The sequence below is a fragment of the Paraburkholderia sp. FW306-2-2C-D06C genome (assembly GCF_058781505.1).
Genome location: NZ_JBYSWU010000039.1, coordinates 1 through 17628, shown reverse-complemented (window position 1 = coordinate 17628; position 17628 = coordinate 1). Strand labels below are relative to the sequence as shown.

The 17628-nt window shown below is 63.1% G+C and carries 18 protein-coding genes; 8 read left to right on the top strand and 10 right to left on the bottom strand.

Annotation, left to right across the window (positions count from 1 at the left end):
- The first annotated feature begins 433 nt into the window (after positions 1-433).
- The 3 genes from AC3WLT_RS25390 to AC3WLT_RS25380 all read left to right on the top strand — a co-directional run bounded on the left by AC3WLT_RS25390 (position 434) and on the right by AC3WLT_RS25380 (position 2751).
- Entirely contained in the window at positions 434-1657 is a 1224-nt protein-coding gene (locus tag AC3WLT_RS25390; protein ID WP_492594441.1) for a ribonucleotide-diphosphate reductase subunit beta, read from the top strand.
- Between the two features lie 86 nt (positions 1658-1743).
- Positions 1744-2070 carry a hypothetical protein gene (locus AC3WLT_RS25385; RefSeq protein ID WP_492594440.1) on the top strand — a complete coding sequence of 109 codons (327 nt, stop codon included), beginning with the start codon at positions 1744-1746 and terminating at the stop codon, positions 2068-2070.
- Between the two features lie 30 nt (positions 2071-2100).
- Positions 2101-2751, top strand: coding sequence for a histone H1-like DNA-binding protein (locus AC3WLT_RS25380; protein WP_492594439.1), 651 nt, complete (start codon positions 2101-2103; stop codon positions 2749-2751).
- A 253-nt stretch (positions 2752-3004) separates the two neighbouring features.
- Here the strand turns inward: AC3WLT_RS25380 and AC3WLT_RS25375 are convergent, their stop codons facing one another.
- The 10 genes from AC3WLT_RS25375 to AC3WLT_RS25330 all read right to left on the bottom strand — a co-directional run bounded on the left by AC3WLT_RS25375 (position 3005) and on the right by AC3WLT_RS25330 (position 11295).
- A complete protein-coding gene (locus tag AC3WLT_RS25375) occupies positions 3005-3481 on the bottom strand; it encodes an outer membrane lipoprotein (protein ID WP_492594438.1) in 477 nt (158 codons plus the stop codon).
- 25 nt (positions 3482-3506) lie between these two features.
- Positions 3507-4445 (bottom strand): carbohydrate kinase family protein, encoded by a 939-nt coding sequence (locus tag AC3WLT_RS25370; RefSeq protein WP_492594437.1) that lies wholly within the window; start codon positions 4443-4445, stop codon positions 3507-3509.
- A gap of 97 nt (positions 4446-4542) precedes the next feature.
- Entirely contained in the window at positions 4543-5043 is a 501-nt protein-coding gene (gene tpx, locus AC3WLT_RS25365; protein ID WP_492594436.1) for a thiol peroxidase, read from the bottom strand.
- Positions 5044-5116: 73 nt separating this feature from the next.
- Entirely contained in the window at positions 5117-6445 is a 1329-nt protein-coding gene (locus AC3WLT_RS25360) for a zinc-ribbon and DUF3426 domain-containing protein (protein WP_492594435.1), read from the bottom strand.
- Positions 6446-6493: 48 nt separating this feature from the next.
- Positions 6494-7396, bottom strand: coding sequence for a 50S ribosomal protein L11 methyltransferase (gene prmA / locus AC3WLT_RS25355; protein ID WP_492594434.1), 903 nt, complete (start codon positions 7394-7396; stop codon positions 6494-6496).
- A gap of 3 nt (positions 7397-7399) precedes the next feature.
- On the bottom strand, positions 7400-8767 hold the full coding sequence (gene accC / locus AC3WLT_RS25350) for an acetyl-CoA carboxylase biotin carboxylase subunit (RefSeq protein ID WP_492594433.1): 1368 nt from the start codon (positions 8765-8767) through the stop codon (positions 7400-7402).
- A gap of 118 nt (positions 8768-8885) precedes the next feature.
- On the bottom strand, positions 8886-9359 hold the full coding sequence (gene accB, locus AC3WLT_RS25345) for an acetyl-CoA carboxylase biotin carboxyl carrier protein (protein ID WP_492594432.1): 474 nt from the start codon (positions 9357-9359) through the stop codon (positions 8886-8888).
- Between the two features lie 69 nt (positions 9360-9428).
- A complete protein-coding gene (gene aroQ / locus AC3WLT_RS25340) occupies positions 9429-9884 on the bottom strand; it encodes a type II 3-dehydroquinate dehydratase (protein ID WP_492594431.1) in 456 nt (151 codons plus the stop codon).
- A gap of 194 nt (positions 9885-10078) precedes the next feature.
- Positions 10079-10630, bottom strand: a complete 552-nt coding sequence (locus tag AC3WLT_RS25335; RefSeq protein WP_492594430.1) for a TlpA family protein disulfide reductase — start codon at positions 10628-10630, stop codon at positions 10079-10081.
- A gap of 11 nt (positions 10631-10641) precedes the next feature.
- Entirely contained in the window at positions 10642-11295 is a 654-nt protein-coding gene (locus AC3WLT_RS25330) for a UDP-N-acetylmuramate--alanine ligase (RefSeq protein WP_492594429.1), read from the bottom strand.
- 200 nt (positions 11296-11495) lie between these two features.
- Here AC3WLT_RS25330 and mpl point away from each other — a divergent pair, with 200 nt between their 5' ends.
- The 5 genes from mpl (at position 11496) to mtgA (ending at position 17401) form a co-directional block, all read left to right on the top strand.
- Positions 11496-12890 carry a UDP-N-acetylmuramate:L-alanyl-gamma-D-glutamyl-meso-diaminopimelate ligase gene (gene mpl / locus AC3WLT_RS25325; protein ID WP_492594428.1) on the top strand — a complete coding sequence of 465 codons (1395 nt, stop codon included), beginning with the start codon at positions 11496-11498 and terminating at the stop codon, positions 12888-12890.
- A complete protein-coding gene (locus AC3WLT_RS25320; RefSeq protein ID WP_492594427.1) occupies positions 12887-13489 on the top strand; it encodes a YqiA/YcfP family alpha/beta fold hydrolase in 603 nt (200 codons plus the stop codon). Before mpl ends, AC3WLT_RS25320 begins: the two co-directional genes overlap by 4 nt.
- A 165-nt stretch (positions 13490-13654) precedes the next feature.
- A complete protein-coding gene (locus AC3WLT_RS25315; protein ID WP_492594426.1) occupies positions 13655-15766 on the top strand; it encodes a ribonuclease catalytic domain-containing protein in 2112 nt (703 codons plus the stop codon).
- A complete protein-coding gene (gene aroE / locus AC3WLT_RS25310) occupies positions 15763-16629 on the top strand; it encodes a shikimate dehydrogenase (RefSeq protein ID WP_492594425.1) in 867 nt (288 codons plus the stop codon). Before AC3WLT_RS25315 ends, aroE begins: the two co-directional genes overlap by 4 nt.
- A gap of 49 nt (positions 16630-16678) precedes the next feature.
- Positions 16679-17401 carry a monofunctional biosynthetic peptidoglycan transglycosylase gene (mtgA, locus tag AC3WLT_RS25305; RefSeq protein WP_492594485.1) on the top strand — a complete coding sequence of 241 codons (723 nt, stop codon included), beginning with the start codon at positions 16679-16681 and terminating at the stop codon, positions 17399-17401.
- The last annotated feature ends 227 nt before the right edge of the window (positions 17402-17628 follow it).

The window sequence follows — 17628 nt, the reverse complement described above, 5'->3', positions numbered from 1 at the left end:
CAGACGAAGCGCTCGACGCCGGGCGCTCAGCAAACGGTTCGATCGACGGATCGATCGCGACACAGCCGGCCATATGCATCGCTCGACATTGCGTTGAACTTCACCTCGCTAGCGCTGACGAAGCGGCCAACGCCAGGCAATGGCGACGCAAGCGCGAGGCAGCAGGAAGCAACCACAAGACGCTGCAAGCACGCTCCGCAATACAGATAGATAGAGCAGCGAAACGTCGCTTCGACACGTTGCTCTTCGAGCTCGCGAAGCACCTCGACGACACGCGTTCAACACACCTCACATGAGGCGACACCCACAGTCTGTTGAACAAAGTGTTGTATGAACGTAGCAACGCGAATCGAAAACAGGATTTTTCATCAGCGAACTCTTTTATCGCTCGTGAAAAGATGGTACAAACCGTTCTAAATTGATGGTGACATTTATGCTCAACTGGGATGACGAGATCACTGCCGTAACTCCCTCGAGCGCTACGCAACAGAATGTGTTGCGCAACGCTGCGGGATCGGCTGTTGGTTCGCAAGTCGGAACGCGTTCCGCTCCTCATGCTCCCTCGGCTCAAGACATCTTCGCGAACGACATCGCTGTCGCTCCCGTCGCTCACGCTGCAGGAACGGCTGCCGTTTCGGAAGCGCGGGTCAATGTCGCCGACAAGCGCATCATCAACGGCCAGACCGACGTCAATCAGTTGGTGCCGTTCAAGTACAAGTGGGCCTGGGAAAAGTATCTGGCTGGTTGCGCCAACCACTGGATGCCGCAGGAAGTGAACATGTCGCGCGACATCGCCCTCTGGAAAGACCCGAACGGTCTGACCGAAGACGAGCGCCGCATCGTCAAGCGTAACCTGGGCTTCTTCGTGACGGCTGACTCGCTGGCCGCCAACAACATCGTGCTGGGCACCTACCGCCACATCACGGCGCCCGAATGCCGCCAGTTCCTGCTGCGCCAGGCGTTCGAAGAGGCGATCCACACGCACGCTTACCAGTACATCGTCGAATCGCTGGGCCTCGACGAAGGCGAAATCTTCAACGCGTATCACGAGGTCTCCTCGATCCGCGCGAAAGACGAATTCCTGATTCCGTTCATCCACACGCTGACCGACCCGGCCTTCAAGACCGGCACGCTCGAGGCAGACCAGACCCTGCTGCGCTCGCTGATCGTGTTCGCCTGTGTGATGGAAGGGCTGTTCTTCTACGTCGGCTTTACACAAATCCTGGCGCTCGGCCGTCAGAACAAGATGACCGGCGCGGCGGAACAGTACCAATACATCCTGCGCGACGAGTCGATGCACTGCAACTTCGGCATCGACCTGATCAACCAGATCAAACTCGAAAACCCGCAACTCTGGACGGCTGAGTTCCGCGCGGAAATCCGCGAGATCTTCCAGCAAGCGGTCGAGCTTGAATATCGTTACGCAGAAGATACGATGCCGCGCGGGGTGCTCGGCCTCAACGCGTCGATGTTCAAGAGCTATCTGCGCTTCATCTGCAACCGCCGTTGCCAGCAGATCGGTCTCGATCCGCTGTACCCGAACGAGGAAAACCCGTTCCCGTGGATGAGCGAGATGATCGACCTGAAGAAGGAACGCAACTTCTTCGAGACGCGAGTGATCGAATATCAAACTGGCGGCGCGCTGACCTGGGAGTGATCCGGGTTCGTGTCGCAGATGCATTCATCGATGGGGATGCCGTCGGCCGTGGCCGCGGCAATTTTGGCTAGGAGCAGAACCGCCTGATGCAAAGCTTGCCCGGTGCGCCGCGTGCCTTCGTGGCCCACAAACATGACAGGCACTTTGCGAACCCTTCAGTGGGATGGGCAAACTTCCCCCCGGAAAAAGCCGCTGGCGCGACCGCCGGCGGCTCGATCAAGCAATTGCCGGCGCTGAGTTTCAGCGCCGACCAGATCTGGCGCGCGGTGCCCAAGGGCACGGCGCGCCTTACCGCATTCATTAGCGTAAGCGCGCAGCACCTGCGTACGCCGATGAATAGCCCGCTTCGTAGCGCGCGCCCTGAGAAGCGTCCGCGGGAAGCGGGTTTTGACGAAGGGTGTAGTTTGAACTGACTCTCATCTGAAAACCTGAAGGAGAAAATGATGGCAACTGCAAAGAAAGCCGCCGCGAAGAAACCCGCAGCCAAGAAGGTTGCAGCAAAGACGGCTGCGCCGGCTAAGAAGGCCGCTCCGGCGAAGAAAGTCGCTGCAAAGAAAGTGGCAGTGAAGAAGGTCGCAGCGAAGAAGGTTGCAGCGAAGAAGGCAGCACCGGCCAAGAAGGTTGCAGCGAAGAAGGCAGCACCGGCAAAGAAGGTTGCAGCGAAGAAAGCTGCACCGGCCAAGAAGGTTGCAGCCAAGAAAGTCGCAGTGAAGAAGGTTGCAGCGAAGAAGGCAGCACCGGCGAAGAAAGCCGCTGTGAAGAAGGTTGCAGCAAAGAAGGCAGCGCCGGCCAAGAAGGTCGCAGCAAAGAAGGCAGCACCGGCTAAGAAGGCTGCGCCTGCCAAGAAGGCTGCTGCCAAGAAAGCTGCACCTGCGAAAAAGGCTGCTGCTAAAAAGGCTGCGCCTGCCAAGAAGGCTGCCGCGAAGAAGGCCGCTGCGCCTGCGAAGAAGGCTGCGCCTGCGAAGAAGGCCGTCGCCAAGAAGGCTGCCCCTGCACCCGCTGCGACTTCTGTCTCGAGCGCACCGGCGGCGACGGTGAAGACCGCGCTGAACCCGGCAGCGGCATGGCCGTTCCCGACGGGCAGCCGTCCGTAAGCGGTGGAAGTACTTCGACACGTCGCACGATGTGTCCGATGATCGAGTAGCGCTTAAGTAGCAGTGTGACGAGCGCTACTCGGTCAGCGTCCCGTCGCCGGGTTTCCGGCGGCGGGATTTTTTTCGTCTCGTAGAAGCGTGTGCTTCACGGCTTCAAAACGTATGGACGAAAAAAAACGCATGCACAGGGGCGCGCATGCGTGTGAGGTCGCCGCGGCGGCGCGTGAAGCGTTGCCGCGCGAGAGGGGAAAACTTAGTGGGTGACGCGCGTCACGCCGCCGCTGGACAGCAGCCGCACGCGGTCGCCGGCGCGGAAGATTTCACCGGTGGCGCTTTGCGTGATCGCACGCATATCGCCGTTGTCGAGTCGCACCGTGACCTCGAGACCGTCGCGCACCGCGACGCCGTTCTCGATCGAATTACCAGCCACTGCGCCGGCCAGACCGCCGATGATGCCCGTCACGATCGAGCCGCGGCCGCCGCCGATCGAGCTGCCGGCCACCGCGCCCAGCGCGCCGCCGCCGATGGCGCCCAGGCCGCTCGGCTGGCCGTTGTTCGAGCTGATCTTCACTGCGCGAACGCTGTCGACCGTGCCCATGCGGACCGTTTCTTCGCGCTGTGCCTGCGACGCCGTGTAGACGTCAGCAGAACTACTGTTGTATGCACACCCCGACATAGCCAGCGAACCGGCGATCAAGGCGGCCACTACCAGGCGACTCATTGCTTTCATTCCCTAACTCCAATAGCTCTCGGTATTACGGCAGGTCGTAACCAAACGCCTGCTTGAACCGTTCGTTGATCTCCGCCCGGGTGGGCGCGTAGTTTTGCGGGCCCTGGTGTTCGATCTTCAGTGCGCCCATCAGGCTCGCGAGACGGCCGGTGGTGGCCCAGCCGAGCTTGTTTTCGATGCCGTACAGCAAACCGCCGCGAAACGCGTCGCCGCAGCCTGTTGGGTCGAGCACTTGCTGTGCCTTGACCGCCGGAATCTCTTCGACGCCGCCGGTGTGATGGATCTGTGCACCGTGTTCGCCTAGCGTGACGATTAGCGCATCGACCTTGCTGGCGATTTCTTCGATCGACCAACCCGTTTTATTGCTCACCAGTTTAGCTTCGTAATCGTTGACAGCTACATAAGTAGCAAGTTCAATCATGCGCCGCAGCGACGCGCCGTCGAAGAGCGGCAAACCTTGGCCCGGATCGAAGATGAACGGCACGCCCGCCGCTGCCAGATGCTCCGAATGCTGGACCATGCCGTCGTAGCCATCCGGCGCGACAATACCGAGCGTAATGTCCCGGGCCTCATCGGCGCGGTTCAGATGCGATTGCAGCATCGCGCCGGGGTGGAACGCCGTGATCTGATTGTTTTCCAGATCGGTGGTGATCATCGCCTGGGCCGAGTAGGTGTCCGGCACCACGAGCACGTTTTCCGTCGACAGGCCGAGTTGCTCGAAGCGGTCCATATACAGCTGCGAATCGGTCGCGCCGAGCGTGCCCATGATGCGCGCGTCGCCGCCCAGCAGATGCAGCGCGTAGGCGATGTTGCCCGCGCAGCCGCCGAACTCGCGGCGCATCGTCGGCACGAGGAAGCTCACGTTCAGGATGTGGACCTGCTCCGGCAGGATGTGCTCCCGGAAGCGGCCTTCGAAGGTCATGATGTTGTCGTAGGCGAGCGAGCCGCAAATCAGCGTAGCCAAGGCGAGCGTTCCTGTAAAAATCGGTAAAGAGAAAGGGCGCGACGATGTGACAGCGCCGCGCATGAAGCGCGGCGCCGGGGGCTCGTGCGCGAAGGTTTTACTTCAGCGCGGCGAGCGCTGCGTCGTAGTTCGGCTCGTTCTTGATTTCGCCGACCAGCTCGGCGTGCACGACCTTGTCGTTCTCGTCGACCACCACCACGGCGCGTGCCGTCAGGCCCGTCAGCGGGCCGCCCGTCACGTCGACGCCGTAGGCTTGCGCAAAGTCATGGCCGCGGAACGTGGACGCCGTCACGACGTTCTCGATGCCTTCGGTCGTGCAGAAGCGCGAAGCGGCGAACGGCAGGTCGCCCGACACGACGATCACGGCCGTGTTGGTCAGCTTGGCGGCGGCTTCGTTGAACTTGCGGGTCGACGTCGCGCAGGTCGGCGTGTCGAGGCTGGGGACGATGTTCAGCACCTTGCGCTTGCCGGCGAAATCGGCGAGCGAGACCGGCTTCAGATCCTTGCCGACCAGCGAAAAGGCGGGCGCTTTGTCGCCCGCCGACGGGAACGTGCCGGCTACTTCGATCGGGTTACCACCCAGCGTGACTTGACTCATGTTGCTGTGCTCCGAAAATTCGTCAGAAATGACGGTGAACGCGCCCGGCCAGTGCCGGGCGCACGAGTAAGCGCTACGGATAAAAAATCTGAACGCGGAAATTGGAGGCGACTGCATTGCCTGTGTCGAGGTGCACGATCATGGTTTGAGTCGTGTGCGGCGGCAGACCGGCCGCGATCGGCGTACCGGGTGCGACGTAATCTTGCGGCCACAGTATGCGGCGCACGGCGACATTGTTCTGGTCGTCGAGCAAAGTGAGTTCGATGGCGGGGTAGGCCAGCGCAATATTGAACCGGTTGCGCAGCGGCATCTTCAGTTCGAGCTTGTGCGGACCGTCGATCTGCCGCAGATCGGACGGCTCGACCTGCAAGCCGTCGATGTCGTGCGGCGGCGCGACCTGGCAGCCGAGCTGCGCACAGGCCTTCACATAGAGCGCTTGCGAGCGCGGGAAGTTGACCATCACCGTCTCGCGCTGCCACCAGGCGAGTTGCGCGAGCAGCGCGACGGCCAGCAACCCCGCCACCACGGATCCGAGAATGATCCAGCCGAGCCGGCGCGGTTCGGCCGGGCGCGTTTCGCGTACCACGGGGAACGGATCGATGCCGTCATGCACCGGGTGGACCGTGAAGGGCTCGCCACTGGACGCAGCCGCGGCGCCGCCCGCCGTGTTCGATCCGCTCGCGCCGGAGCCGGCTGCACCTGAGCCGGCCGCGCCGGAGCCGGCCGCACCTAAGCCGGCCGCGCCGGAGCCGGCCGCACCTGAGCCGGCCGCACCTGAGCTGGCCGCACCTAAGCCGGCCGCGCCGAAATACGGCTCGCTGTCGGGGATGCCGTGCAACGTGGCGGATTCGTTGAGAACCGGTTCGTCGACGAGATGTTCGGAAGAGCGTTCGGTCTTGTGCCAGACCCGCGGCGCATCCTCTGCCGGCGGCTCGATCTCGGCAGCGGCGGGTTCGGGCGGTGGGCTGGCGAACACCGGTTCATGGTCGGGCGGGATCGGCGCCGTGAAGGCGCTGGAAGGCAATTCTGGCTCCGTAGCGTGGCGCGGCGTGACCGCGACGCCCGCGCCGGTCGACACCGGATTGAGCGGCACATTGCTCGCGTTGTGACGCAGACGGTTGTCGATGACGGCATCGGGCGCCGGCGCCCACGGGTCCCATGCTTCGGCGCTGAAATCGGGACCGCCGGAGCGTACGCCCGACAGCGCCTCGATCGCCGCTGCCGCAGCGACCGGCTTGGCGGTGGAGAAATCACCGCCTTCGGTCAGTTCGAACAGGCTGCTCGACGCGTCGAACACTTCATTGCAATGCCCGCAGCGCACGAGGCCGCGGCGCAGAGCGAGCTGCGCCGGCTGCAGGCGAAAGACGGTTTCGCAGAAAGGGCAACGCGTTGCCAGGAGCATATTGAGCCGGTAAGCCGAAAGGCTGTTGGTTGGACAATACGCCTTATTCTAATGGCTTTCGCGGCGCGTTCCCGTCAGGCATACCCAACCTTCGTGTTCGCGCCATACGCCGATGTCGATCCAGTGCGCATAGACCTGCGCCACTTCGTCCGCTTGCCGCGCGAGAATGCCCGACAGCGCGATCCGCCCGCCCGGCTTGACCTTCGACGATAGCATCGAGGCCATCAGCTTGAGCGGATTCGACAGAATATTGGCGACCACGATGTCGAACTCGCCGGTGGGGCATTCGTCAGGCAAACCGTACGTGATCTCCGCACGATTGCGCTCGCTGTTGTGGCGCGCCGATTCGACCGCTTGCGGATCGATGTCGATACCGTACACCGGGTTGGCGCCGCACTTCTTCGCGAGAATCGCGAGGATGCCGGAGCCGCAGCCATAGTCGAGCACCGATTGCTCCGGCTTGACCGATTGCTCGAGCCATTCCATACACAGGCGGGTAGTCGGATGGCTGCCGGTGCCGAATGCGAGGCCCGGATCGAGTTCCAGCACGAGTGCTTCGGGGTCCGGTGCGTCGTGCCACGACGGCACGACCCAGATGCGCTCGCCGATCGGAATCGGATCGAATTGCGATTGCGTGAGCCGCACCCAATCCTGTTCCTCGACTTCACGTACGGTGAAAGAGGGCGCGGTTTCCAGCCCCACCTCATTGGCCGCTGCGGTGAGCAGCACCGCCGGCTCGTGTTCGGGAGCCAGCAGCGCGATCACGCGCGAATGCTGCCACGCCTTGCGATCCGGCGTGAGACCGGGCTCGCCGAACAGCGGCTGCTCGTCAGGCGTGTCGGCGTCAGCATCTTCGACCGATACGGACAGCGCACCCAACTCGAGCAGCGCGTCGGAGAATTCCTCCGCGTGCTCGCGTGCCAGTTCGGCGATCAGTTCCCGGTAGCTCATGACTTACGCTTCTTCCGGCGCGGCCTGCTGCTTCGCGGCCAACCGGTTTTCGAGGTAGTGAATGCTGGTGCCGCCCTCGACGAACTTCGCGTCCAGCATCAATTCGCGGTGCAGCGGAATGTTGGTGTGGATGCCTTCGACCACCATCTCCGACAACGCAATGCGCATCCGCTTGATCGCCTGTTCGCGCGTGGCGCCGTAAGCGATCAGCTTGCCGATCATCGAATCATAGTTCGGCGGTACGAAATAGCCATTGTAGGCGTGCGAATCGACGCGGATGCCGGGGCCGCCCGGCATGTGCCATGACGTCAGGCGTCCCGGCGACGGAATGAACTTGAACGGATCTTCCGCGTTGATCCGGCATTCGATCGCGTGACCCTTGAAGACGATGTCGCGCTGACGATAAGCGAGCTTCTCGCCGGCCGCGATGCGGATCTGCTCCTGCACGATGTCGATGCCGGTGATCAGTTCGGTCACCGGGTGCTCGACCTGTACGCGCGTATTCATTTCGATGAAATAGAACTCGCCGTTTTCGTACAGGAACTCGAACGTACCCGCGCCAAGATAGCCCATCTTCTTGCAAGCGTCAGCGCAACGATCGCCGATGCGGTCGATCAGGCGGCGCGCGATACCCGGCGCCGGCGCTTCTTCGATCACTTTCTGGTGGCGGCGCTGCATCGAGCAATCGCGCTCGCCCAGCCAGACCGCGTTCTTGAACGAATCGGACAGCACCTGGATTTCGATGTGCCGCGGGTTCTCCAGGAATTTCTCCATGTAGACCTGCGGGTTGCCGAAGGCTCGGCCGGCTTCTTCGCGCGTCATGTTGACCGCGTTGACCAGCGCCGCTTCCGTGTGCACCACCCGCATGCCGCGGCCACCGCCGCCGCCGGCGGCCTTGATAATCACCGGATAGCCGACTGCGCGGGCAATTTTCACGATCTCTTTCGGATCTTCCGGCAACGCGCCTTCAGAACCCGGCACGCAGGGCACGCCGGTCTTGATCATGGTCTGCTTGGCCGTGACCTTGTCGCCCATCATCCGGATGGTTTCCGGGCGCGGGCCGATGAAGGTGAAGCCGGACTGCTCGACGCGCTCGGCAAAGTCGGCGTTCTCCGACAGGAAGCCATAGCCGGGGTGAATCGCTTCGGCGTCGGTGACTTCGGCCGCGCTGATCAGCGCCGGCATGTTCAGATAGCTCAGATTCGAAGGCGCCGGGCCGATGCAGACCGCCTCGTCGGCGAGCTTCACATACTTGGCTTCCTTGTCGGCTTCCGAATAGACGACGACCGTCTTGACGCCGAGTTCACGGCAGGCGCGCTGGATACGAAGCGCGATCTCGCCGCGATTGGCAATGAGGATTTTTTCAAACATAGCGGGTTTTCGACTCATCGATGGGCGCCCGGTCGATGACGACGCGGGCTGCCTCAGAGGATCGGTCGCGCGCCTCGGGAGGGCAGGCGCGCGGGCGGCGAACGCAAAGCGTGCCGCGTCAGCCGACCACGAACAGCGGTTGGCCGTACTCGACCGCCTGGCCGTTTTCGACGAGGATTTCCTTGACCACGCCGGACTTGTCCGACTCGATTTCGTTGAGCAGCTTCATCGCTTCGATGATGCAGATGGTCTGGCCTTCCTTGACCGTGTCGCCCACCTGGACGAACGGATCGGCGCCCGGGGACGGCGCGCGGTAGAAGGTGCCGACCATTGGCGAGGTCACCACGTGGCCTTGCGGCTCGGCTGCGACCGGCGCAGCCGGTGCGCCTGCTGCCGCGGCGGCAGGCGCTTCGCCGCTCAGTGCCGGCATCGGCTGTGCGTATTGCGGCGCGTACGAAGCGGACGGTTGCACGTAAACCGGCGGCGCATTCTTGACGATGCGGACCTTGCCTTCGCCCTCGGTCACTTCGAGTTCGGAAATACCGGACTCCGAGACGAGGTCGATCAGAGTTTTCAGTTTACGTAGATCCATCAGGCAGCCCCTTTCAATGCATGAAGTGCCGGCGCGTGCGCAGCCGGCTCAAATTAGTCGTGTTTGGAATCAGCCGCGCGACGAACCGACGGACAGCCGGTCGAGCGCGAATTCGAGCGCGTACAGATAGCCCTTCCAGCCGAGGCCGCAAATCACGCCCTCAGCCTGGTCGGAGAAATACGAGTGGTGCCGGAACGGTTCGCGGCGATGCACGTTCGACAGATGAATCTCGACGAACGGAATGCCGACCCCCGCCAGTGCGTCCCGAATGGCCACGCTGGTATGCGTGTACGCGGCGGGATTGATCAGAATGAAATCGGTTTTTTCAGTCCGGGCGGATTGGATGCGGTCGACCAGGGCGCCTTCGTGATTGCTCTGGAACGACGCGAGTTCGACGCCGGCGTCCGCTGCGCGGTCCGCCAGCGCCTGATCGATCTGCGGCAACGTCACGCGGCCGTAGACCTCAGGTTCCCGGGTGCCGAGAAGGTTGAGGTTGGGGCCGTGCAGAACCAGCAGTCGCGTCATGGTCGCTTCTTTTTCCGTGGAATTGGGCGCACTTTAGCGCTGATTAGAGAAACTTGTCTAGTTTCCCGCGCGTTCGGATCAATTTCAGCGACTTTTCGCCGCTGCTCCGGGCGCCCATCTTCTCTCAAATTTATGCGATTTGCGCACAATATCATGCGTTCCGCTGGTATCTGAGCGTCAAAAGAATGTGAAATTTACAGCGCGTCGAGCGTCTGTTTCAGCTCTTTCTGGTCAATTTGGCCTAATTTTGTCGAGCGAATGTTGCCTTTTGCGTCGATCACGACGGTGAAAGGCAGGCCGCCCGCGGTATTGCCGAACGCGCGGGCAAGGTCGGCGCCGCCGAAGCCGGTCACATAGATCGGGTACGCCACCTTCACCTTTTGCAGGAACGCCTGGATGTTCTTATCCGAATCGACGCCAAGTCCGACGAACTGGATTCCTTTTTTTGCGTATTCGCGCTGAAGTCGCGACAGAGCCGGCATTTCTTCGACACACGGACCGCACCAGGACGCCCAGAAGTTGACGACGATTGGGTGGCCTTTAAGCAAACTTAGCGATTGTGGTTTGCCGTCGACGTTCGTGACGGGCGCGCTCCACAATTGATTGACGGCGCTTTCAGCGGATGCCGGCTGCGCGGCGTGCGCGAGTTCCGAATTGCCGCCGTTCAGCCAACGATTAGCCAGCATCCCGCCGCCCGCCGCGACGATCGCGACCAGCGCCCCTGCCAGAATCCGTCTCATGTTCATCGTGGGTCTGTCTAATTAGTTGAAGGAGCGACGTCGCTGTCGTCGAGCAGCGCCTGAACTGCCGGCAGATTCGCGCGGGCGGTGCGGCCGCGCGCGTCGGCACGTACCGCGCCGCGCAAGTCGTCCGTCTCGTACAGCGCGACGTGGATGCCGACCGGTTCCGCATCGCGCCCTTCGTTCGCCGGGCGCCACAGGAAACTCAGCGTCTCGACATAACCGCGTCCGGAGAAATGCCGCGTTTCCGAGACGTCGTACTGGATGTTGGCGTTCAGAAAGTAGATCGCGACTTCTTTCGGGTTGTCGCAGAACGCCTGAAGATGAATATCCGAATGTTCGCCGGCCGTGCCGCCGAGCACCGCGCCCGTCAGATACGGATTGAACGGCGTGAGGCGCTGCATCCAGTCGATCGCGACGCGCCTGAGCCGGCGCAACAGGGCCGGCTGGCTGTCGCCCTGGAACAGCGATTGATATTCGCGGATTTCTTCTTCGATCTGGTCGTTATCCGGCAGCCATTCGCCGGCAACACGGCTCTCGCCGACCACTTGCCGCGCCGCTTTACGCTTGGCCGTTGCGTAGTCCAGACCGTCTTCGGCGATCAGCCGCGCAGCCGCAATGGCGATTTCCTCGCGCACGCGCTGCGGATCGAAATGTGATTTGCGAACCATCTCTCAATCATACTAGAGATTGATGACACGCCTTTCCGGGTGGCTCCCAGCGTCCGTTCCGCGCAGGCCAAGGCGGGCGGCCCGGCTTAGGGCGATGTGAAGGCGTCGGTTACAATAGCGTCCTTTGCAGACGGTCTTTCCGGCCGCTCCTGCGCTCTCCCATCCCACGCAAAAAAACGCCCGCGCGGCACGACAGGCTTATGCACATCCACATCCTCGGCATCTGCGGCACGTTCATGGGCGGTCTCGCGGTACTCGCGCGCGGTGCGGGCCACACCGTGACGGGCTGCGACGCCGGCGTCTATCCGCCCATGAGCACGCAGCTCGAGGCGCAAGGCATTCGTCTGATCGAAGGGTACGACGCCGAGCAGCTGAACGGCTTGAACGCGGATCTGTTCGTGATCGGCAATGTGGTTTCGCGCGGCAATCCGCTGATGGAAGCGATTCTCGACCGCGGCCTGCCGTATGTGTCCGGCCCGCAATGGCTCGGCGAGCATGTGCTGAACGGCAAATGGGTGCTGGCGGTGGCGGGCACGCACGGCAAGACCACCACCAGTTCGATGCTGGCCTGGCTGCTCGAAGACGCGGGCCTGAATCCGGGTTTCCTGATCGGCGGCGTGCCGCTGAATTTCGGCGTGTCGGCGCGGCTGACCGATTCCAGCTTCTTCGTGATCGAGGCCGATGAGTACGACACGGCCTTCTTCGACAAGCGCTCGAAGTTCGTTCACTACCGTCCCAAGACTGCGGTCCTGAACAATCTCGAATACGATCACGCCGACATTTTCCCGGATCTCGCCGCGATCGAAACGCAATTCCACCACCTGATCCGCACAGTGCCGCGCATTGGCCGCATCGTGACGAACGGCCGTGAAGACGCACTGGAACGCGTGCTGACGCGCGGTTGCTGGAGCGAAGTGGAGCGGTTCGGCGTGCAAGGCGGCTGGGAAACCTTGCCGGCGGAAGACGGCGTGCCGGTCGACGAACGTTTCGCGGTGTATCACAACAGTGAGCGCGTCGGCGTGGTCGAGTGGCAGGTGCAGGGGGAGCACAACCGGATGAACGCGATCGCCGCGATCGCCGCCGCGCGTCACGTGGGCGTGCCGCCGGCGCAGGCCGCGAAGTCGCTGGCAAGTTTTCGCAACGTCAAGCGCCGCATGGAAGTGCGCGGCAGCGTCGACGGCGTGACCGTCTACGACGACTTCGCCCATCATCCGACCGCGATCGACACCACGGTGGCCGGATTGCGCGCACGTGTCGGCCGCGACAACACGCGCATTCTCGCCGTGCTCGAGCCGCGCTCGAACACGATGAAGCTCGGCGTGATGAAAGCGCAACTGCCGGCGAGTCTCGCCGAAGCCGATCTCGTGTTCGGCTACGGCGCGCCGAGCGGGCGCGACGCGCTCGGCTGGAATCTCGGCGAAGCGCTCGCGCCGCTCGGCGGCAAGGCCCAGGCGTTCGACAATCTCGATGCACTGGTCAAAGCGGTGGTCCACGCCGCGCGCCCCGGCGACCAGATTCTGGTGATGAGCAACGGCGGCTTTGGCGGCGTGCATCAGAAGCTGCTCGACGCACTCTCCACGCGAGGCGCTTCGTGATCCTTTATCTGCACGGTTTCCGCTCGTCGCCGAATTCGTTCAAGGCGCGCGTGCTGGCGGCGCGTCTCGCCGAACTCGGCCGCGGCGACGAATGGTGCTGTCCGATGCTGCCGGTTTCGCCGTTCGAGACGGTGGCGCTCGCCGAATCGCTGGCGGCCGCGGCGGGCGCCGAGCGCGTGACGCTGATCGGCAGTTCACTCGGCGGCTATTTCGCCACGTGGCTGGCCGAGAAGCATGGCTGGCCGGCGGTGCTGCTGAACCCGGCGGTCGTGCCGCAGCGCGACCTGAGCGCGTATCTCGGCGAGCAGCCGTTGTGGCACGGCGGCGGCAGCATCGTCGTCGAGCCGCGCCATCTGGACGAGTTGCGCGCGCTCGGTGTCGCGTCGATTACACGGCCCGAACGCTATTATTTGATGGCGGCCACCGGCGACGAAGTGCTCGATTACCGCGAAATGCTCGCGCACTATCCCGGCGCCCGCACGACGCTGATCGAAGGCAGCGACCACGCGATCAGCGAGTTCGCGCAATACGCCGACGAGGTGCTGGCCTTTTGCGATGCGCAAGACGTCGAGCCGCCGGCGCCGTGCGAGGCGGCCTGACGGCCAAAGCCAAGACTTGTCTTTCACGAGATTCATGCCGCCGGCGCGCGAGTATCGCGTCGCGGACCCACTACCACGAACACGTTGCCGTGCCGCGCACGCAGTGACCGACAGCCGAACAGAGTCGGACGCGCCGGCAGATGCAAGTCAGAACGAGAGTATTGAGTGAACGTTTTCTTTGAGGAATCGGGCAGTTTCAAGGCGGGCAGCGTGCTGTCGCGCCAAGGCGATGCGTTTCAGGTCGAGTTGCCGGGTGGCCGGCGCGCCAAGGTGCGCGCGAAAGACGTGCTGATCGAATTCGAGAAGCCGACCGCGGCCGAGTTGATGCAGCAGGCCGATACCGCCGCCCAGGACATCGATCTGGACTTCCTGTGGGAATGCGCGCCTGACGACGAATTTCCGTTTGCCACCCTGGGCGCCGAGTACTTCGGCGAGCAGTTCGGCCCGATCGAGCGCGCGGCGCTGGTGCTGCGCATGCACGGCGCGCCGGTGTACTTCCGCCGCAAGGGCCGCGGCATGTATCAACGCGCGCCGCAGGAGCAACTGAAAATGGCGCTTGCCGGACTCGAGCGCAAGCGTCAGCAGGCGCTGGTGCAGGCCGGCTATGAAGATGAGCTGAAGGTGGGCCGTCTGCCGGAGGCGTTCACGGGCAGCAAGGCGCTGGCTTTGCTCACCAAACCCGACAAGAACACGATCGAATACAAGGCGCTCGAAGGCGCGGCGGCGGCGCGAGGCATTTCGCAGGCGCGCCTGATGCTCGAATGCGGCGGCATTCCGTCAGCGCGCGCGCTGCACGAAGCGAAATTCCTGTCAGAGTTTTTCCCGCACGGCACCGGTTTTCCGCTGGTCACTGTCGGCAGCTTGCCGGAAGATCTGCCGGAAGCCGAAGTCGAAGCGTTCTCGATCGACGACGTCACCACCACTGAAATCGACGATGCGTTCTCCGTCGAGCATCTGGCCGACGGCCGCGTGCGGATCGGCGTGCACATCGCCGCGCCGGCGCTCGGCATCGGGCGCGGCGACGATATCGATGCGATCGCGCGCACGCGTTTGTCGACCGTTTATATGCCGGGCGACAAGATCACGATGCTGCCGGATAGCGTTGTCGAAGCGTTCACGCTGGCCGAAGGCGGCTTGCGGCCGGCGCTCTCGCTGTACGTGATCGTCAATCGCGAGACGCAGGAGATCGTGGCGAGCGAAACGCGCGCCGAGCGCGTGTTCGTGAAGAACAATCTGCGCCACAACACGCTCGACGAAGTGGTCACCGAAGAGGCGCTAGTCGCCGGCAGCGGCGACTATCCGCACAAGGACGACATCGCGGTGCTGTGGCCGTTCGCGCAGGCGCTGTTCGAAAAGCGTCAGACCGCGCGCGCCGGTTACGGTCTGCGCCGCGAAGTGCAGCGCAACAGCGATTTCAATTTCTATGTGGACGGCGAGCACATCACGATCACGCCGCGCCGGCGCGGTTCGCCGCTCGATACGATCGTGGCGGAGCTGGCGATTCTGGCCAACTCGTCGTGGGGCGCGTTCCTGCACGACCACGGCGTGCCGGGCATCTACCGTACGCAGCGCGCGTTCGGCGCGCCGAGCGGCCCGAAGCGCACCCGCATGCAGACCACGGCCGCGCCGCACGAAGGCCTGGGCGTCACGCAATATGCGTGGAGCACGTCGCCGCTGCGCCGCTACGTCGACCTGGTGAACCAGTGGCAGCTGATCGCGTGTGTGCAGCATGGCGTGACCGCGAAACTGGCCGCCCCGTTCAAGCCGAAAGACGCCGATCTGTTCGCCGTCGTGCAAGGTTTCGACGATACCTACAGCGCGTATGCCGATCACCAGCGCCGCATGGAGTACTTCTGGTGCCTGCGCTGGCTGAAGCAGGAGAACAGGAAGCAGGTGGTGGCGTCGGTGGTGAAGGGCGATCTCGTGCGCCTCGAAGAGATTCCGTTGCTGCTGCACGTGCCGGGTCTCGGCGTGCATGCACGCGGTACGCGCTTGCAGATGGAAGTGATGTCGATCGATGAATTGACCGTCGAAGCCTCTGTGCGCTTGCTGCACGTTCTCGACGCGCCGACCGTGACGAGCGGCGCGGAGGCTGAGGAAGCCGACGAGGGCGAAGAGGAAATCATCGACGCCGCCGACGAAAGCGCCGAGGGCGAAGCCGAGGCGCAGGCGGAAGCGGACCTCGACGGCGCTGCGGCGGCGCAGGGCGACGCCGAAAACGACGCGGGCGCGAGCGCTGCGGCGGCCGATCAACATGTCGCGGAGCCGGGACGATGAGCGCTAACGACGTCGTGCGTGACCGCTATGCGGTGATCGGCAATCCGGTCGGCCATAGCAAGTCGCCGTTCATTCACGGGCGTTTCGCCGCGCAGACCGGCGAGCCCATCGAATACGGCCATCTGCTCGCACCGGTGGATGCTTTCGTGCCGTACGTGCGCGCTTTTATAGAAGCCGGCGGACGCGGCCTGAACGTGACCGTGCCGTTCAAACTCGACGCGCACGCGTTTGCTGACACCTTGTCGCCGCGCGCGGCAGCCGCGGGCGCGGTGAACACGCTGCGCATCGATTCGGCCGGCATTTACGGCGATAACACGGATGGCTTCGGTCTCGTGCGCGACATCGAGGTGAATCTCGGCGTGCCGCTGAAGGGCGCGCGCATCCTGCTGCTGGGCGCGGGCGGCGCGGCGCGCGGCGTGGTGCTGCCGATGCTCGAGCGCGCGCCGCATACGCTGACGATCGTCAACCGCACGGCCGCGAAGGCCGAAGCGCTGGTCGACCAGTTCGCGCAAGCCGCGCGCGACGCAGCGTGCCGCCTGACGGGCGGCAGCACGCGAGCGATCGAAGCGGGCGAGTACGACGTCATCGTCAACGCGACCGCCGGCAGTCTCGATGCGTCGCTGCCGGAGTGCGACGACCGTGCGTTCGGCGCGGGCACGCTGGCTTACGACATGATGTACGGCGCTCAGCCGACGGTGTTCATGGAGCACGCGCGCAAACTGGGAGCACGCGGCGCTGATGGTCTCGGCATGCTGGTCGAACAGGCCGCCGAATCGTTTTTTGTGTGGCGCGGCGTGCGGCCTGACGGCGCGCCTGTGCTGGCCGAGTTGCGTGCATTGCTGACGGCGCCGCCGCGCGCCTAGGCGAGCGCTCGACACTTCGGAACTCACCGATTCGAGGACTGTGACCACGATGACAGTAACGCGGCGCGCGAGCCGGCCAGGTCCGGCGCGATGGTTTTTTTATCTGGGCGCGGTGGTGGCGATTGCGTGGTTCGCGACGCAGCTCTTTTACTTCGCGCAGATCGCGGCGTGGAATTACGTCAATCCTCAATCGACTGCGTTCATGCGTTCGGATGCGTGGAAGTTGTCCGAGGATCGGCCTGATTTGTCGGTGCAGCATACGTGGGTGCCGTATGAGCAGATTTCGCGCAATCTGAAGCGGGCGATTATCGCTTCCGAAGACGCCAATTTCGTTAATAACAACGGGTACGAGACTGACGCCATTTTGCAGGCGTGGGAGCGGAATAAGGCCAAGGGTCGGATTGTGCGAGGCGGCTCGACGATCACTCAGCAACTGGCGCGGAATCTGTTTTTGTCGCGGGAGAAGAGTTATATCCGCAAGGGGCAGGAACTGATCATTACCTGGATGATCGAGTCCTTGATGGACAAGGAACGGATTTTTGAGATTTATCTCAACTCCGTTGAGTGGGGGAATGGAGTGTATGGCGCCGAGGCGGCGGCGCGTTATTACTATAAGACTTCGGCTGATAAGTTGACTGCTGCGCAGTCGGCCCGGCTGGCCGTGATGTTGCCGCGGCCTAAGTATTTTGACGAGCACAGGGGCTCGGGGTATCTGGCCCAGCGATCACGTGTGATTGCGCGGCGTATGGGGGCCGCTGAGTTGCCGGAATAAAGTTTGCTTTTTGCTTTTTGCTTTTTGCTTTTTGCTGCGGTGATTTGTGGTTTGCATGCGGTGGTGGTCTTTACTTGATTATTTGCCTTCGCGGCGCTTATGTTCGTGCTGCCTGCGGCGGTGTCTTTCCCTGTTCTGACTTCTTTGGCCTTTCCTTGATTTGGTATTGGTCTATTAGCTTTCCCCCTGTGCGGGGGAGCACCTACTTTTCTTTGCCGGCCGCAAAG

Bases quoted from the DNA above. Each gene is read 5' to 3' on its own strand.
- accC (WP_492594433.1), bottom strand. From the start codon at position 8,767: ATGTTTGAAAAAATCCTCATTGCCAATCGCGGCGAGATCGCGCTTCGT.
- aroQ (WP_492594431.1), bottom strand. From the start codon at position 9,884: ATGACGCGACTGCTGGTTCTGCACGGCCCCAACCTCAACCTTCTCGGC.
- AC3WLT_RS25360 (WP_492594435.1), bottom strand. From the start codon at position 6,445: ATGCTCCTGGCAACGCGTTGCCCTTTCTGCGAAACCGTCTTTCGCCTG.
- AC3WLT_RS25375 (WP_492594438.1), bottom strand. From the start codon at position 3,481: ATGAAAGCAATGAGTCGCCTGGTAGTGGCCGCCTTGATCGCCGGTTCG.
- mtgA (WP_492594485.1), top strand. From the start codon at position 16,679: ATGACAGTAACGCGGCGCGCGAGCCGGCCAGGTCCGGCGCGATGGTTT.
- accB (WP_492594432.1), bottom strand. From the start codon at position 9,359: ATGGATCTACGTAAACTGAAAACTCTGATCGACCTCGTCTCGGAGTCC.
- prmA (WP_492594434.1), bottom strand. From the start codon at position 7,396: ATGAGCTACCGGGAACTGATCGCCGAACTGGCACGCGAGCACGCGGAG.
- aroE (WP_492594425.1), top strand. From the start codon at position 15,763: ATGAGCGCTAACGACGTCGTGCGTGACCGCTATGCGGTGATCGGCAAT.
- AC3WLT_RS25335 (WP_492594430.1), bottom strand. From the start codon at position 10,630: ATGAACATGAGACGGATTCTGGCAGGGGCGCTGGTCGCGATCGTCGCG.
- tpx (WP_492594436.1), bottom strand. From the start codon at position 5,043: ATGAGTCAAGTCACGCTGGGTGGTAACCCGATCGAAGTAGCCGGCACG.
- mpl (WP_492594428.1), top strand. From the start codon at position 11,496: ATGCACATCCACATCCTCGGCATCTGCGGCACGTTCATGGGCGGTCTC.
- AC3WLT_RS25385 (WP_492594440.1), top strand. From the start codon at position 1,744: ATGCAAAGCTTGCCCGGTGCGCCGCGTGCCTTCGTGGCCCACAAACAT.
- AC3WLT_RS25380 (WP_492594439.1), top strand. From the start codon at position 2,101: ATGGCAACTGCAAAGAAAGCCGCCGCGAAGAAACCCGCAGCCAAGAAG.
- AC3WLT_RS25390 (WP_492594441.1), top strand. From the start codon at position 434: ATGCTCAACTGGGATGACGAGATCACTGCCGTAACTCCCTCGAGCGCT.
- AC3WLT_RS25330 (WP_492594429.1), bottom strand. From the start codon at position 11,295: ATGGTTCGCAAATCACATTTCGATCCGCAGCGCGTGCGCGAGGAAATC.